Below are 14,561 nucleotides of genomic sequence, written 5' to 3'. Positions count from 1 at the left end.
ATGCGCGACATTTGCTGGCATCTCGCGGCGGGCGCCGTGGGTTAGGAGGCGCGGGCGGCGGTGGCCTCGGTGTCGGCGAGGTCCTCGCGGGCGACCTCGCGAGGCGAGAGGGTGAAGCGCGGGCGCCAGGCCGCGAAGCGGAGGCGCAGGTGGCGGTACTTGACGAGGTAGAACACGCCGACGATCGCCGCCGCGAAACCGGATGCTGCCCCCACGCCCATCGCCCACCGCGGGCCGAGCGTGTCGGCCACCCAGCCGACGATCGGGGCGCCGACCGGGGTGCCGCCCATGAAGATCGCCATGTAGATCGCCATCACGCGGCCGCGGAGTTTCGGGTCCGTGGTCATCTGCACCACGCCGTTGGCCGTGGTCATCAGGGTCTGCGAGGAGACGCCGATGACGATGAGCGCCACAGCGAACAGCCAGAAGTCGGGCATCACGGCGGCGAGGGCGCAGCCGAAGCCGAAGAACGCGGCCCCGGCGAAGAGCAGGGCGACGCGGGGACGCTCGCGGCGGGCGGAAAGCAGGGCACCCACCACGGAGCCGATCGCCATGATCGACGACAGCAGGCCGTACTCGCCCGCTCCGGCGTGGAACACCGACACCGACATCGTCGAGATGAAGATCGGGAAGTTGAGGCCGAAAGTGCCGATCAGGAACACCATCACCAGGATCACCATGATGTCCGGGCGGCGGCGCACGTACCGGAAGCCCTCGACCAGGCCGCCGCGCTGCTTCTTCGCACGCTCGGACCGGTACAGCTTCTCCACCCGCAGGAACTTCAGCGACAGCAGCACGGCTCCGAACGTCGCCGCGTTGATGAGGAACACCCATCCAGCGCCGACCACCGCCACCAGCAGGCCGGCGACGGCCGGACCGAGCAGTCGCGCCATGTTGAACGACGCCGAGTTGAGGGCCACCGCATTGGACAGGTTCGGCCCTGCCACCAGTTCGGACACGAACGTCTGCCTGGCCGGCGCATCGAAGGCGGCGACGCAGCCGAGCAGCAGCGCGAAGACGTAGACGTGCCACAGCTGCACCACCCCGGTCACGGTCAGGATGCCCAGCCCGAGGCCGAGCGTGCCCATCATCCCCTGTGTGGCCATGAGCAGCTTGCGGCGGTCGAGGTGGTCGGCCGCCCATCCCGTGACGGGCAGGAGAAGCAGCTGCGGCCCGAATTGCAGCGCCATGACGAAGCCGACGGCGGCCGCGTTGTTGTGGGTGAGCTGGGTGAGGACGATCCAGTCCTGGGCGGTGCGCTGCATCCAGGTGCCGACGTTGGAGACGATCGCGCCGCCGGCCCAGATGCGATAGTTCACCCCGGAGAGCGAACGGAACATCGCACTCACGAATCGGCCAGCTCACGCAGGATGGATGCGGCTTCCGCCAGTGTCGCGCGCTGCTCCGGCGTGAGGGTGCGGAGTCGCTTGTGCAGCCACGCATCCCGTCGCCGCCTGGTCTCCGCCACGAGGGCGAGGCCCTGCTCCGTGGGCACGACGACCACCTTGCGGCCGTCGTCGGCGTCCGGGGTGCGGCGCACGTAGCCCGCCTCTTCGAGGCAGTTGATGGTGCGGTTCATCGACGGCGGCTTGACCCGCTCGTGGTCGCTGAGCTGCCCGATAGTGCCCGAACCTTCGCGCACCAGGAACGCGAGCGCCGAGGTCTGCGTGTCGCTCAGCTCGTCGTCCGCCTTCTCCGCGCGCAGCCGACGGGACAGGCGCGCCACCGCGATGCGGACGGCGGTGCTGAGGTCGTGGGTGGAGAGTCGCTGAGCCATACATCGTTAGCCTAACAAATTAGTCTCGCTAAATAAATCCCGTTCGCCTGCGGCGTGCGCCAGAATGGCGACGTGCCCACCTACGACGACGCCGCCGGCATCCCGATCACCTACGACGTGTATCCGGTCGACTCCCCCCGTGCGGTGGTCCAGGTCGCCCACGGTGTCGGCGAGCACGCCGGTCGATACCGGGAGCTCGCCGCGCATCTCAACGCCAACGGGTACACCGTGTACGCCGACGACCACCGCGGCCACGGCCGCACCGGCATGGCCCAGTGGAACGACCCGGAGAAGCTTGGGCACCTGGGGGTCGGCGGTCTGCGGGCCGCCGTGGATGCGCTGCACGCCTTCTCCGGGATCATCCGCGACCAGAACCCGGACCTCCCACTCGTGTTCTTCGGCCACAGCTGGGGCTCGCTGATGGGTCAGATGATCCTCAACAAACACAGCAGCGACTACGACGCCGCCGTGCTCTCCGGCACCGCATACCGGGTGCTCGGCTCGATGAACAGCGGCGACCTGAACAAGCGGCACGCCCACCTCGGCACCACCGGCGTCGAGTGGCTGAGCCGTGACCCCGCGGTCGCCCAGGCCTTCGTCGACGACCCGCTGACCACGTCCGTCCCGCTGGCCAAGCTGTTCGGCCTGCTCGACGCCTCCCGGCTGCTCGGCCGCCCGGCCCGCTCGTTCCCGCGCGACCTGCCGCTGCTCATCCAGGTGGGTGGAGACGACCCGCTCGGCGGCGAGGCGAGCGCCCGCAGACTCGAGCAGGCATACCAGAAGCGGTCGGGGCTCACCGACGTGACCACCATCGTCTACCCGGGCGCCCGGCACGAGATCTACAACGAGACGAACAAGGCGGAGGTCATGGCCGACCTGACCGCCTGGCTGGATGCCCGCATCCCGTCCCGGGTGTAGCCGCTCGATCGGCCCTGCGGCGATCTAGGCTGTAGTCATGCACGGTGAATACAAGGTTCCTGGTGGCAAGCTCGTCGTCGTCGACCTGGATGTGATCGACGGCAGACTCGCGAACTTCCGCCTGGCCGGCGACTTCTTCCTCGAACCTGACACCGCGCTGGAGGCGATCGACAACGCGGTGAACGGCCTCCCCGCCGAGGCGGACGCCGCGACCATCGCCGCCGCCGTCCGCGGTGCGCTGCCCGAGGGCGCCACGCTGCTCGGGTTCTCGCCGGAGGGTGTCGCCGTCGCCGTGCGCCGTTCGCTCGCCCGCGCGACCAGCTGGCGCGACTACGACTGGCAGATCGTGCACTCCAAGGCCGTGCCTCCTGTGATGCAGATGGCGCTCGACGAGGTGCTTGCCACCGAGGTGGGGGAGGGCCGCCGTGGTCCGACCCTCCGTATCTGGGAGTGGGACGAGCCCGCCGTGGTCATCGGCAGCTTCCAGTCCGTCAAGAACGAAGTGGATGCGGAGAACGCCGAGAAGTACGGCTTCGACGTGGTGCGCCGCATCTCCGGCGGGGGCGCGATGTTCATGGAGGCCGGCTCGGTGGTCACCTATTCGATCTACGCGCCCGCCGACCTGGTGCAGGGGATGAGCTTCGCCGACAGCTACGCGTTCCTCGACGAGTGGGCGATCGTCGCCCTCAAGTCGCTCGGCATCGACGCGTTCTATCAGCCGCTCAACGACATCACGAGTCCGAAGGGCAAGATCGGCGGGGCGGCGCAGAAGCGTCTCGGCTCCGGCGCCGTGCTGCACCACGTGACCATGAGCTACGACATGGACGGCCAGAAGATGACCGAGGTGCTGCGCATCGGCCGCGAGAAGATCAGCGACAAGGGCATCACCAGCGCCGCGAAGCGCGTCGACCCCCTGCGCAGCCAGACCGGCATGACCCGCGCCGAGATCATCGAGCGCATGAAGCAGACCTTCACGCAGCTCTACGGCGCCACCCCCGGCGACATCACTCCGGAGGAGTACGCCGCCGCCGAGAAGCTGGTCGCCGAGAAGTTCGGCACCCCGGAGTGGCTGTACCGCGTGCCGTAGTCCTCTCGCGCCCCGCGCATCCATCGAGCCCAGGCTTTTTCGTCGTCGTCTTGCGAGGAAAAACCCTGGGCTTGATTGCGTTCGGAGCGGCGATCTTGTTAGGTTAGGCAAAGCTTAGTTAGCTAAGCCTTACCTAACCACACCATTCAGAGTCCAGCGGGTCGGCGGTGTGCCGACCCGCTCACAGGAGCGCCATGAGATCGATGAGTTCCCCGCCCACAGCCGCCACGGCATCGGCCAGAGCACGCGGGACGCGTCTGCTCGCCGCCCTGGTCGCGACCGCCCTGGCGACGCTCGGCGTCACCGCCGTCGCCACCCCGGCCCACGCCGCTGGGCCGGCGATCTCCGCCCAGCAGGTCCCGGCAGCGGGCGGCACGATCACGCTCAGCGGCAGCGGCTTCACCCCGAGCACGCAGGGCATCTACCTGGGCGTCGGCCCGGCCGGACTGCCCGGCTTCTACCTCGGAGCGAGCAGCCTGATCAGCAGTGAGACGGTCTGGATCGCGCCGGGCAACGTCGACGGCACCAGCCCGTCCGGCCGCACAGCGCCGATGAACGCGGACGGAACGTTCTCCGTCACGGTCACCGTCCCCGCCGCCAGCGCATCCATCCCGGCGTACGCGGTCTACACGTCCAAGGGCCACGGCCAGGGGATGAGCGACACCAGCCAGAACTCGACTACCCCGCTGGTCTACGCTCCCGCCCCGCCCGCCTCCACCACGCTCGCGCTGGCATCGAGCGCCGCCAGCGTCACGGACGGCTCGCCCGTGACCGTCACGGCGACGGTCAGCCCGGCCGCCGCGGGCGTCGTCACCTTCACCGATGGTGCGACGACGCTGGGGACGGCGACCGTCTCCGGCGCCACCGCGGCTCTCACGACGAGCGGTCTCGCGGTCGGCTCGCACGCGATCGCCGCGTCGTTCGCCCCGTCCGACTCCACCGCCTTCGCCGTATCCACCGCCTCGGCCGTGAGCGTGACGGTCACCGCCGTCGGCGCGCCCGCTTCCGCCTCCGTCACCGTCGCCCCGGCCACCGGGCTCGACCCCGCCGGCGCATCCATCACTGTCACGGGCGCGGGCTTCGCCGCGACCGGCGGAGCCGTGCCGGGCGTCTACGTCGGCGTCGGACCCAAGTCGGCCGCGAACGAGCCGGCCTGGAACCTCACCGCTTCGCTCTTCCAGGGCGTCGCGTGGGTGCGCACGATCGGAGCGGACGGCGCGTTCACCACCACACTGAGCGGGATCGCGCAGGTCTTCACCTCGAATGGCCGCCAGGTCGATTGCTCCACCGAGGAGTGCGGCGTGTACACCTTCGCCGCGCACGGCTCGGCCGACCGCAGCCAGGACACGTACACGCCGATCGCGTTCGCCGTCCCCGCCGTGACGCCCGTCGCCACCACCCTCAGCCTCACCACCTCGTCGGTCAGCTCGGCTGCGGGCGCCGGTGTGGATGTGACCGTCACCGTCTCGCCGAAGGCCGACGGCACCGTGAGCATCCTCGACGGAGGCACCGTGGTCGCCCGCAACCTCGTGCTCCGCGACGGCCAGGCCACCACCCGCATCTCCACCCTTCCCCAGGGCGAGCGCACGCTGTCGGCCACGTTCACCCCGGCAGACCCCTCCGCGTTCGCCGGCTCGACGGCCGCTCCCGTCTCGCACACCGTCACGGCGCCGCCGGTGGTCAACCCGCCCGTCGACCCTGCCGTCCCCGCCGTCGTGACCGCACCCACCGCGGTCGCAGAGCCGGTCTGCGTCGCACGCTCGATCGACGACGCGACCATGAGCTGGGGCCTCAAGTCGAGCTTCCGCACCTACATCTCCGGCGGGATCGCGAACGGATCGTGGACCCTCTCCGGCGTGACGTACGCCGACGGCCGGTTCGGCTGGTCGAACGGCTCCGGCAGCTACAACACCGAGGGCGAGAAGGGCATCGCGCGCTTCCCCGGCAGCGTCTCATTCTCCGGTCACGGCGGCGTCCTCAGCCTCGTGCTCTCCAACATCGCCCTCCGCGTGACGGGGCCGGACTCGGCCACCATCGTCGCCGACGTGCACTCGACCGACATGGGAGGCGCCGCCAGCGACCACTCCGGGATCGCGTTCGCCTCCGTCGCGCTGAACGGAGGAGCATCCGGCTCCCGGGTGACCGCGACGGACGCTCCCGTCACGCTCACCGCGGCAGGCGCATCCGCATTCGCCGGGTTCTACGAGGCGGGCACCGCCCTCGATCCCGTCTCGTTCAGCCTGCCGCTCGGCGCATCCGTCGCCTGCGACAGCGCGACAGCGTCCAGCCTCGCCACCACCGGCGGAGGAGATGCCGGCGGTTGGCCGCTGCTCGGCGGCCTGATGGTCCTGGTCGGGGTCGCGGCGGTCGTCGCCGTGCGGCGCCGCGCGTCCACCCAGGCGGTGGCGCAGGCGTGACCTCCAGCACCGAAGCAGCCGTGGGCGGGGCCGTCGGCTCCGCCCACGGGCGTCGGCGGCCGTCGCGGTCCGCCCGACTCCTGCGGCTGGCCGCCGTCGTCTCCGTGGTCGCGACGCTCTCGGGATGCGGCGCGACGGCGGCGACGTCGGCCGCATCACCAGCGCCGAGCAGCACGGCCACGGCACCGGATGCGCTGAGCGGCCTCGCCGACCCGTGCACCATCACTGGTCCGTCGACCGCCGCGCCCGTCGCCGACGTCGTGCCGATCACCACCGCGCCGAAGCCGAAGCTGCCTGTGACGGTCGACGACGCCTCCGGCACCAGGGTCACGGTCGCTGACACCAGCCGCATCCTGGCCCTGGACGTCTACGGCACCCTCGCAGAGACGGTCGTCGGCCTCGGGCTCGGCGATGCGCTCGTCGGCCGGGGAGCATCGAACACGCTCGGGGTGATGTCGAAACTGCCGCTGGTGACCCAGAACGGGCACGAGCTCAACGGTGAGGCGATCCTCGCGCTGCACCCGACGCTGGTGCTCACGGACACGACGCTCGGGCCGCGCGACGTGCAGGACCAGCTCCGCGCATCCGGGGTCACTGTCGTCTTCTTCGACGCGGAACGCAGCATCGGCGCCATCGGCTCGCAGATCGAGACGGTCGCTCACGCGGTCGGGCTCGACGCGGACGGCAAGCGGCTCGCCGCTCGCGTGGCGGGCGACCTCGCGGCGGCGAAGAAGACCATCGCGGAGATGGCGCCGACCGGCGACGACCGGCTGCGTGCGGCCATGCTCTACGTGCGCGGCCGCGCTGGAGTGTTCTTCCTGTTCGGGAAGGGGATGGGCGCCGACGACCTGATCGGAGCGCTCGGTGCCGTCGACGTGGCGACCGAGGCGGGCATCACGGGCGCGAAGCCCGCCAACAGCGAGGCGCTGCTGGCGACGAACCCGGATGTGTTCCTCATGATGACGGACGGCCTCGCCTCCACGGGCGGGGTCGACGGTCTGCTGCAGCGGCCGGGCGTCGCGGACACGACGGCCGGACAGCACCGCAGGATCGTGGACATGAACGACGGGCAGCTGCTGTCGTTCGGCCCGACGACGCCCGCCGTGCTGCTGTCGCTCGCCGACGCGCTGTACCGGCCGGGGGCCGGCAGGTGACGAGTGCCGAGGCCGCCACGCACCCCCGGCAGCGGCAGCGCGCCGAGCAGGGCCAGCGTCTCAGTGCCGTCACCCGCGCGCGCCGCCGCCGCGTCCCCGTGCTCGTCGCCCTCGTGGTGCTGCTCGCCGCCGCCGTGCTGCTCTCGTCCGCCGTCGGCCAGTTCGCGCTCTCTCCGGCCGAGATCGTCGCATCCATCGGCCGCCGCATCGGCATCGGCCCCGCGGCGACCGGCACGGCGACCTACGCGGACGGCGCACTCTGGAACATCCGGTTCCCGCGGGTGGCGCTCGGGATCGTCGTCGGTGCTGCGCTCGGCGTGGCCGGCGCGCTGATGCAGGGCGTCTTCGCCAACCCGCTGGCCGAGCCGGCCGTCGTCGGGGTCTCCGCCGGCTGCGCCGTCGGAGCCTGCGCCGTGATCGTCTTCGACCTGCAGCAGCTCGGCCCGGCGAGCATCCCGCTCGCCGCCTTCATCATGGGCGTGCTGACCACCGTGCTCGTCTACGTGCTCTCCCGCGCCCGAGGCCGCACCCAGGTGCTGATGCTCGTGCTCACCGGCATCGCGATCAACGCCGTGGCGAACGCGATCATCGCCTTCCTGGTCTTCCAGGCGGACACCGCCAGCCGCGAGCAGATCATGTTCTGGCAGCTCGGTTCTCTCAACGGAGCCACCTGGGCGGCCGTCGCCGTCACCGCGCCCCTGCTGGTCGTCGGCGTGGGCTGCGCGTGGCTGCTGGCCAGGCGACTGGATGCGCTCGCGCTCGGCGAACGCAGCGCCAGGCACCTCGGCGTGCCGGTGGAGCGGGTGCGGCTGGTGGCGATCCTCCTGGTGGCGCTGCTCACCGCCGTCGCCGTGTCGTTCGCGGGGATCATCGCGTTCGTCGGCCTGATCATCCCGCACCTGCTGCGGCTGCTGATCGGCCCGGCGCACGCCGCACTCATCCCGGCCAGCGCCCTCGGCGGCGCCCTGCTGATCAGCGCGGCCGACCTCGCCGCGCGCACGGTCGTGCCGTTCGCCGACCTACCCATCGGGATGTTCACCGCCCTCGTCGGCGGCCCGGTCTTCTTCGTGCTGCTCCGGCGCACCATCGCCGCCAAGGAGGGAGCAGCGTGAGCGCCGAACTGCGCGGCGTCAGCCTCGCCGTCGACGGTAGGGCGCTGCTGTCCGACGTGGATCTCGCGGTGCGCCCCGGCGAACTCGTCGCCCTCATCGGCCCGAACGGCGCAGGCAAGTCGACGGCGCTCTCCGTGCTGGCGGGCGACGTGACGCCGGACGCCGGAACGGCGACCATCGACGGACGGCTGCTGTCGAGCATCCGGGTGCAGGAGCTCGGCCGCCTGCGCAGCGTGCTGCTGCAGCAGAAGGGGGTGTCGTTCTCCTACCCGGTGCGCGAGGTCGTCGCAATGGGGCGGATGCCGTGGTCACGTCTCCCGTCGGACGGCGCAGATGCCACCGACGACGGGATCGTCGACGCCGCGCTCGCCAGCACAGACACGGCCCACCTCGCCGACCGGGATGTGACGACCCTCTCCGGCGGGGAACTCGCCCGCGTCTCCCTCGCCAGGGTGCTCGCCCAGCGCTGCCGTGTCGTGCTCCTCGACGAACCGACGGACGCGCTCGACATCGGCCACCAGGAGCAGGTGCTCGCGCTCGCCGCAGGGCTGGCGGCGGACGGCGCCGCCGTGCTCGCTGTGCTGCACGACCTGAACCTCGCCGCCGCGTACGCGGACAGGGTCGTGCTGCTCGCGGGCGGCCGTGTGGTCGCGGACGGATCCCCGCGCGACGTCCTCACCGGCGAGCGGCTGAGCGCTGTCTACGGGCACCCGGTCGAGACCGTCGACCACCCGGTGACCGGCGCGCTGCTCGTGCTGCCGGTGCGCGCATCCACTGCTGTTCGCCCCCGGATGGGGGACATTCTCAGTGCTTTCGGGTAGCCTGACCGGCGTGAACTGGTGGATCGTCGGCGCCGTGGTGGCCGCAGTGGTGCTCGTTGTCGTGGCGTCGAGGCTCGGCTGGATCGACTTCTCCGACAAGACGAAGACGTCGGGAGGGTCGTCGACCAGCATCGTCGGCATCGGCGACGAGGTGTTCGCGCCGACCCGTCACGAGGCCCAGGTCGAGCTCGACCGGCAGTCCATGCTCCCCGCTCCCGCCCCGCTGCCCGGCGACGGGGACAAGGGCATCTGGGAGGGCGGCACGATCCGGATCGATGTGCCGTCTAGCGCGACTGCAGGTCCTGATACTCGGGATGCTCCCTGAGCCAGTGCCGCACGTACGGGCACGTCGCGACCACGCGCAGGTCGGTGTTCGCGCGCACGTCGTCGAGCGCTTCCTGCACCAGCGTCGACGCCATCCCCTTCTCCCGCTTCTCCTCGTCGATCACGGTGTGCGTGAACACGATCGCGTCGTCGCGCAGGTCGTACTCGGCGACGCCGATCTGCTCTCCGTCCTTGACGAGCACGTAACGGGAGGACTCTGGCTGCTTCACCACGGTGAGACTCATGCCGCCAGGCTAACCCCGACGGGCGACGCGGCGGCGACCCGGCGCACACACTGCGAGAATGGTGGAATGCAGGACGACGCCACCGCGGATGCGGCCCTCCCTCCCGTGGCCTGGCATCCGGATGCGCCGAGCACCGTCGTGCACGCCGACAACCTCGACATCGTGGCCGCCCTGCCGGACGAGTCGTTCACCCTCATCTACCTCGACCCGCCCTTCAACACCGGCCGGTCGCAGACCAGGCGGAGCACCACGTCGGTGCGGTCGGCGGGCGGCGCGGGCAGCGTCACCGGGTTCAAAGGGCGCAGCTACGAGCGCATCAAAGGCGACCTGCTGCGCTACGACGACCGCTTCGACGACTACTGGTCGTTCCTCGAGCCGCGCCTCATCGAGGCGTGGCGCATCCTCGCCGACCACGGCACGCTCTACCTGCACCTCGACTACCGCGAAGCGCACTACGCCAAGGTGCTGCTGGATGCGCTGTTCGGCCGCGAATCGTTCCTCAACGAGATCGTCTGGGCCTACGACTACGGCGCGAAGTCGAAGAACAAGTGGCCGACCAAGCACGACACGATCCTGGTCTACGTGAAGAACCCCGCAGGCTACTTCTTCGACTCGTCGGCGGTCGACAGGGAGCCGTACATGGCGCCCGGCCTGGTGACGGCGGAGAAGGCGGAGCTGGGCAAGCTGCCGACGGACGTGTGGTGGCACACCATCGTCTCCCCGACCGGCCGCGAGAAGACCGGGTACCCCACTCAGAAGCCGGAAGGCATCCTCCGCCGCATCGTGCAGGCGTCGAGCCGCGAAGGCGACTGGGTGCTCGACTTCTTCGCGGGAAGCGGGACGACCGGAGCGGTCGCCGCCGCCCTCGGGCGACGGTTCCTGCTGGTCGACAGCAACCCAGACGCGGTCGGCGTGATGCGGGCGCGGTTCGCCGCCGCGGAGCCCGCCGTGCGGTTCGTGGAGGGGTAGCGGCGCGCATCCACTGTCCGGAGACGAATTCCTGACGCGATTCCCGACACGATTCCAGACACCCCGGAGCACCCGTCCGGAGAACACCAAGAACGGTATGGGAGGCTGGGGCACTATGCGAACCGCGCTCCGCCCTCTGCCCTTCGTCTGGGGTGCGCTGGGCACGGCCGTGGTGTTCGCCCTCATCTACCTGGTGTTCGTGCAGAGCTACATGGGCCAGGTCATCGACGAACGCGCCTTCGCGGGGGCCGACGCGTGGAAGGGCGACCTGATCGAGTTCGCCCACACCTTCCTCAACGCACTGCCGGCCGCCTCGGTCATCCTGGGCTGTATCGCCGCCCTCGCGATCGTGGCGTTCCGCCGCAACTGGGCGGTCTTCTTCGTGGCCGTCGCAGCAGCGGCACTCGCCAACGGCAGCACCCAGCTGCTCAAGTACACGGTGCTCAGCCGCCCGTCGAAAGGCGTGGACGTCGGCCTCGCCAACTCCCTGCCGTCCGGGCACACCACCGTGGCGGCGTCGGCGGCGCTCGTCGTCTTCCTCGTCGCATCCCCGCGCTTCCGCCCGCTGGCCGCGGTGATCGGCTCGATCTTCACGATCGCGGCAGGCGCATCCACGCTGGTGGAGCAGTGGCACCGGCCGAGCGACGTGGTCGCCGGGATGCTCGTGGTGGCATTCTGGGGCTGCATCGCCGGCCTGCTCTACTCCTGGCTTCGCGTGCCCACCGCGCAACGCCCGGTGCGCACGAAGCTGTGGACCCTGCTCTGGATCGCGGTGGTCTGCGCCGTCGGAGCGATCGCGGCGCTGCTGGTGACGTACTTCTCCGCGCAGGACGGCGCGAGCCAGCATTTGTTCGTGGCGTACGCCGGGGGTGTTGCGGCGATCGTGGCGACGGGGTTCGTGCTCGCGGTGCTGGGGAACCGGGTGTTCCGGGCGCTGGGGTGATCGTGGGCTGGGTCTGATGTGGAGCCGCCCAGCTACGTGAACCTATTGACAGCTAAACGCGTCAAAAGCTGTATAGTCGACGTGTATAGATGTCAGGGTGGAGGTGGACATGGTCAGCAGGCAGTCGCCAGCCCGACGGCGGATCCTCGGTGAGCTCGGCACCAACATCGAACGCTGGCGCAAACTCCAGGGGCTCACGGCCGGGCAGCTCGCTGAGCGGGCTCACGTCACGCGCGACACTCTCCGAGCGCTCGAGAAGGGCACCGGCGCTCCGCGCATCGACTCGGTGCTCGCGGTACTGGATGTCCTCGGAATCGCGAACACCGTCGTCGCCAGTACTGACCCCTGGAACTCGAACGCTGGCCGTGCACTCATGGACGAGGAAGTCGGGATCTCCACAGCGAAACAGTCGGGGAGGTAGATCATGGCCGCAGAGCCCATGAGACTCCTTGACGTCGTTGACGTCCATAGTGACGAAGGTCCGGGCAAGCCGGTTCTCGTCGGTACGCTTCGCGCTTCCTACCTGGGTGGGCGAACGCTCGTGGGCAGTTCGTTCGAATACGCGCAGTCCTATCTTTCCAGTCCACGTCGCTATGCGATCTCGCCAGACCTCCCACTCGTCAGCGGAAAGCAGTTCTCCGGTGAAGACGCAACGCTTTTTGGGGCATTCGCTGACGTCACGCCGGACGACTGGGGGGCCGGGCTGATCGACACCGAATACGCACGTCTGCGCGAAGACGGCTCGCCTCGCTCGATCGGCGAGTTCGACCACCTTGTGCAGCAAAACGATGCAACACGGATGGGCTCGCTGCGCTTCACCGCACAGGGAGCATCCCGTGACGATGGTGCCTGGCTGACGGCGGGGATGCACACGGGGCTCAACGCACAGGACGTCCACCGTATCGCCGAGGCTGCGAGCCGGTTCGAGGAATACGAGGCAACAGACGAAGACATCGAAATCCTCGGTTTCGCCGGCTCCAGCCTCGGTGGCGCGCGCCCGAAAGCGACCATCGAGGAGAGTGACGGCTCTCTCTGGATGTTGAAGCTCCCGTCGAACCGCGACCGTCACTCCGATCTCGAGGCCTGGGAGGCGACCGCACTCGACATCGCCGAGCAGGCCGGCCTTCGCGTGCCGCGGCGCCGCCTCATCCGGCTGGCTGAGCACGAGTCCTCGCTGCTGATCGAGCGTTTCGACCGTGCAGGCGAGCATCGGGTCGGGTTCATCTCAGCGATGACGGCGATGGAGCTGACGCCGCAGAACCAGGGGGCGACATACGCGGACTTCGCCGACACCATCGACCGCCTTGTGTCGGTGTCTGCCGCAGCGGACCTCCGAGAGATGTTCCGACGCGTCGCGCTCACCGTCCTCGTCGGCAACGTCGACGATCACTGGAAGAATCACGGCTTCGTCCGCGAGCGTGGAACCTGGAGGCTGAGCCCGCTTTTCGACGTCAATCCGAACCGGGCCGGCAGCCGGGTCCGCTCACGCCGGATCAGTGACCGGGACGACCCGACGAATCGCGACATCCGATTGCTCATCGAGACCAGAGAGGTCTACGGGCTCACGGCCGTCGCGGCAGCGGAGGCGCTGGCCGGAGTGGTCAGCGCAGTCGGAGCGTGGGGAGCGACGGCGGCCGGCAACGGTATCTCCGCTGCGGAGATCGAGAGAATGGCTTCAGCCTTCGACGAAACCCAGAGAGAGTACGCCGCCGAGTTCATGGCCAAACACTTATAGCCGCCGCGCAGCACCAAGCCGAGCGCCTAGCCCCCTACGAGCTCTGCCGCACCACCAGCTCCGTCGGCAGCAGCGTCACCCTGTCCACCGGTTCGCCTTCGATGCGGCGCACCAGCACCTCCGCCATCGTCTCGCCGAGCCCGACAGACGGCTGGTGCACGGTGGTCAGGGGCGGCGTCGCCGTGAGGCCGAAGTAGTCGTCGTCGTAGCCCACGACCGCGATGTCGCCCGGGATGCTCAGGCCGGATTCTAGGATCGCCGAGTATGCGCCGGCCGCCATCTGGTCGTTGGCGGCGAACAGGCCGTCGATGGGCACGCCGCGGGCGAGGAGGCGGCGCATCGCCTCCATGCCGGACATGGGGGAGAAGTCGCCGTACTCGACCAGCGAGGTGTCGAGGCCGTGCGCATCCATCGCCCTGTGCCAGCCGGTGAAACGGTCGAGGCCGGCCGGCATGTCCTGGGGGCCCGTGATGAGGGCGATGTTGCGGCGGCCGCGCTCGATCAGGTGCTCGGTCGCGCCCGCCGCTCCCGCGACGTTGTCGACGTCGACGAAGGAGGCGTTGTGCTCGGTCTCGCTCACCGGGCGGCCGCCGTAGACGATCGGCAGTGTCGAGCCGAGTTGCGCGTACGAGTGGTCGCCGGAGTGGTGCGAGACGACGAGGGCGCCGTCGACGTTGCCGCCCATCAGGTACCGCCTGGTCTTGTCGGGATTCAGCTCCGACGAGATCACCATGTTGAGCGTGTACTCCGTGTCGGCCAGGTGCAGGGCGACGCCCTGGACGATGGATGCGAAGAACGGGTCGGCGAAGACCTTCGCCGTCGACTCCGGCACCACCAGGGCGATCACCTGCGTGCGACGGGATGCGAGGGAGCGGGCGGCGCGGTTCGGCACGTAGTTGAGGTCGGCGATGGCCTTGGTGACCGCCTCCGTCACCTCGGGCGTGACCTTCGTGGAACCGTTCACGACGCGGGACACGGTGGCGCGCGAGACTCCCGCACGCGCCGCCACCGCTTCGAGGGTGGGAACGGCGCGACCGTCCACCTGCTCCGACGTCATCG

The 14,561-nt window shown here is 69.9% G+C and carries 15 protein-coding genes; 11 read left to right on the top strand and 4 right to left on the bottom strand.

Annotation, left to right across the window (positions count from 1 at the left end; genetic code table 11):
• Positions 1-41: 41 nt before the first annotated feature.
• Together B7438_RS11255 and B7438_RS11250 are read right to left on the bottom strand one after the other, a co-directional pair.
• Positions 42-1,340 (bottom strand): MFS transporter, encoded by a 1,299-nt coding sequence (locus tag B7438_RS11255; protein WP_085369676.1) that lies wholly within the window; start codon positions 1,338-1,340, stop codon positions 42-44.
• Positions 1,341-1,345: 5 nt separating this feature from the next.
• On the bottom strand, positions 1,346-1,777 hold the full coding sequence (locus tag B7438_RS11250; protein ID WP_085369675.1) for a MarR family winged helix-turn-helix transcriptional regulator: 432 nt from the start codon (positions 1,775-1,777) through the stop codon (positions 1,346-1,348).
• 72 nt (positions 1,778-1,849) lie between these two features.
• On the opposite strand from B7438_RS11250, the gene B7438_RS11245 reads away from it, so the two are divergent.
• The 7 genes from B7438_RS11245 (at position 1,850) to B7438_RS11215 (ending at position 9,611) form a co-directional block, all read left to right on the top strand.
• A complete protein-coding gene (locus tag B7438_RS11245; protein WP_085369673.1) occupies positions 1,850-2,695 on the top strand; it encodes an alpha/beta fold hydrolase in 846 nt (281 codons plus the stop codon).
• 37 nt (positions 2,696-2,732) lie between these two features.
• Positions 2,733-3,782 (top strand): biotin/lipoate A/B protein ligase family protein, encoded by a 1,050-nt coding sequence (locus B7438_RS11240; RefSeq protein ID WP_085369671.1) that lies wholly within the window; start codon positions 2,733-2,735, stop codon positions 3,780-3,782.
• A gap of 194 nt (positions 3,783-3,976) precedes the next feature.
• A complete protein-coding gene (locus B7438_RS11235; protein ID WP_085369670.1) occupies positions 3,977-6,199 on the top strand; it encodes an HtaA domain-containing protein in 2,223 nt (740 codons plus the stop codon).
• Positions 6,196-7,353: a hemin ABC transporter substrate-binding protein gene (locus B7438_RS11230; protein ID WP_256921987.1), complete on the top strand. Its 1,158-nt coding sequence runs from the start codon at positions 6,196-6,198 to the stop codon at positions 7,351-7,353. Before B7438_RS11235 ends, B7438_RS11230 begins: the two co-directional genes overlap by 4 nt.
• The gene (locus B7438_RS11225) at positions 7,350-8,465 is read left to right on the top strand and encodes an iron ABC transporter permease (protein ID WP_085369669.1); all 1,116 of its coding nucleotides are present in this window, start codon (positions 7,350-7,352) and stop codon (positions 8,463-8,465) included. Before B7438_RS11230 ends, B7438_RS11225 begins: the two co-directional genes overlap by 4 nt.
• On the top strand, positions 8,462-9,286 hold the full coding sequence (locus B7438_RS11220; RefSeq protein ID WP_085369667.1) for a heme ABC transporter ATP-binding protein: 825 nt from the start codon (positions 8,462-8,464) through the stop codon (positions 9,284-9,286). Before B7438_RS11225 ends, B7438_RS11220 begins: the two co-directional genes overlap by 4 nt.
• Positions 9,287-9,296: 10 nt before the next feature.
• Positions 9,297-9,611 carry a hypothetical protein gene (locus tag B7438_RS11215; RefSeq protein ID WP_143465819.1) on the top strand — a complete coding sequence of 105 codons (315 nt, stop codon included), beginning with the start codon at positions 9,297-9,299 and terminating at the stop codon, positions 9,609-9,611.
• On the opposite strand, the gene B7438_RS11210 is transcribed toward B7438_RS11215, so the two are convergent.
• Positions 9,571-9,855, bottom strand: coding sequence for a GNAT family N-acetyltransferase (locus B7438_RS11210; RefSeq protein ID WP_085369663.1), 285 nt, complete (start codon positions 9,853-9,855; stop codon positions 9,571-9,573). The genes B7438_RS11215 and B7438_RS11210 overlap by 41 nt on opposite strands.
• Positions 9,856-9,921: 66 nt before the next feature.
• On the opposite strand from B7438_RS11210, the gene B7438_RS11205 reads away from it, so the two are divergent.
• From B7438_RS11205 to B7438_RS11190, 4 genes are all read left to right on the top strand, one after another.
• Positions 9,922-10,824 carry a site-specific DNA-methyltransferase gene (locus B7438_RS11205; RefSeq protein WP_085369662.1) on the top strand — a complete coding sequence of 301 codons (903 nt, stop codon included), beginning with the start codon at positions 9,922-9,924 and terminating at the stop codon, positions 10,822-10,824.
• 115 nt (positions 10,825-10,939) lie between these two features.
• On the top strand, positions 10,940-11,767 hold the full coding sequence (locus B7438_RS11200) for a phosphatase PAP2 family protein (RefSeq protein WP_085369660.1): 828 nt from the start codon (positions 10,940-10,942) through the stop codon (positions 11,765-11,767).
• 109 nt (positions 11,768-11,876) lie between these two features.
• Entirely contained in the window at positions 11,877-12,188 is a 312-nt protein-coding gene (locus tag B7438_RS11195; protein ID WP_085369714.1) for a helix-turn-helix transcriptional regulator, read from the top strand.
• A gap of 3 nt (positions 12,189-12,191) precedes the next feature.
• Positions 12,192-13,502, top strand: a complete 1,311-nt coding sequence (locus B7438_RS11190; protein WP_085369658.1) for a type II toxin-antitoxin system HipA family toxin — start codon at positions 12,192-12,194, stop codon at positions 13,500-13,502.
• Positions 13,503-13,536: 34 nt separating this feature from the next.
• Here B7438_RS11190 and B7438_RS11185 read toward each other — a convergent pair whose 3' ends face one another.
• The gene (locus B7438_RS11185) at positions 13,537-14,559 is read right to left on the bottom strand and encodes a LacI family DNA-binding transcriptional regulator (protein WP_085369656.1); all 1,023 of its coding nucleotides are present in this window, start codon (positions 14,557-14,559) and stop codon (positions 13,537-13,539) included.
• Between the last annotated feature and the right edge of the window lie 2 nt (positions 14,560-14,561).

This window comes from Leifsonia sp. NCR5 (assembly GCF_002105485.1).
In the GTDB taxonomy this organism is placed as follows: Bacteria; Actinomycetota; Actinomycetes; order Actinomycetales; family Microbacteriaceae; genus Leifsonia.
The sequence above is the reverse complement of the archived record's forward strand: the minus strand, read 5'-3'. Positions and strand labels throughout refer to the sequence as shown.

Bases quoted from the DNA above. Each gene is read 5' to 3' on its own strand.
- B7438_RS11195 (WP_085369714.1), top strand. From the start codon at position 11,877: ATGGTCAGCAGGCAGTCGCCAGCCCGACGGCGGATCCTCGGTGAGCTC.
- B7438_RS11250 (WP_085369675.1), bottom strand. From the start codon at position 1,777: ATGGCTCAGCGACTCTCCACCCACGACCTCAGCACCGCCGTCCGCATC.
- B7438_RS11185 (WP_085369656.1), bottom strand. From the start codon at position 14,559: ATGACGTCGGAGCAGGTGGACGGTCGCGCCGTTCCCACCCTCGAAGCG.
- B7438_RS11190 (WP_085369658.1), top strand. From the start codon at position 12,192: ATGGCCGCAGAGCCCATGAGACTCCTTGACGTCGTTGACGTCCATAGT.
- B7438_RS11255 (WP_085369676.1), bottom strand. From the start codon at position 1,340: ATGTTCCGTTCGCTCTCCGGGGTGAACTATCGCATCTGGGCCGGCGGC.
- B7438_RS11235 (WP_085369670.1), top strand. From the start codon at position 3,977: ATGAGATCGATGAGTTCCCCGCCCACAGCCGCCACGGCATCGGCCAGA.
- B7438_RS11205 (WP_085369662.1), top strand. From the start codon at position 9,922: ATGCAGGACGACGCCACCGCGGATGCGGCCCTCCCTCCCGTGGCCTGG.
- B7438_RS11240 (WP_085369671.1), top strand. From the start codon at position 2,733: ATGCACGGTGAATACAAGGTTCCTGGTGGCAAGCTCGTCGTCGTCGAC.
- B7438_RS11200 (WP_085369660.1), top strand. From the start codon at position 10,940: ATGCGAACCGCGCTCCGCCCTCTGCCCTTCGTCTGGGGTGCGCTGGGC.
- B7438_RS11210 (WP_085369663.1), bottom strand. From the start codon at position 9,855: ATGAGTCTCACCGTGGTGAAGCAGCCAGAGTCCTCCCGTTACGTGCTC.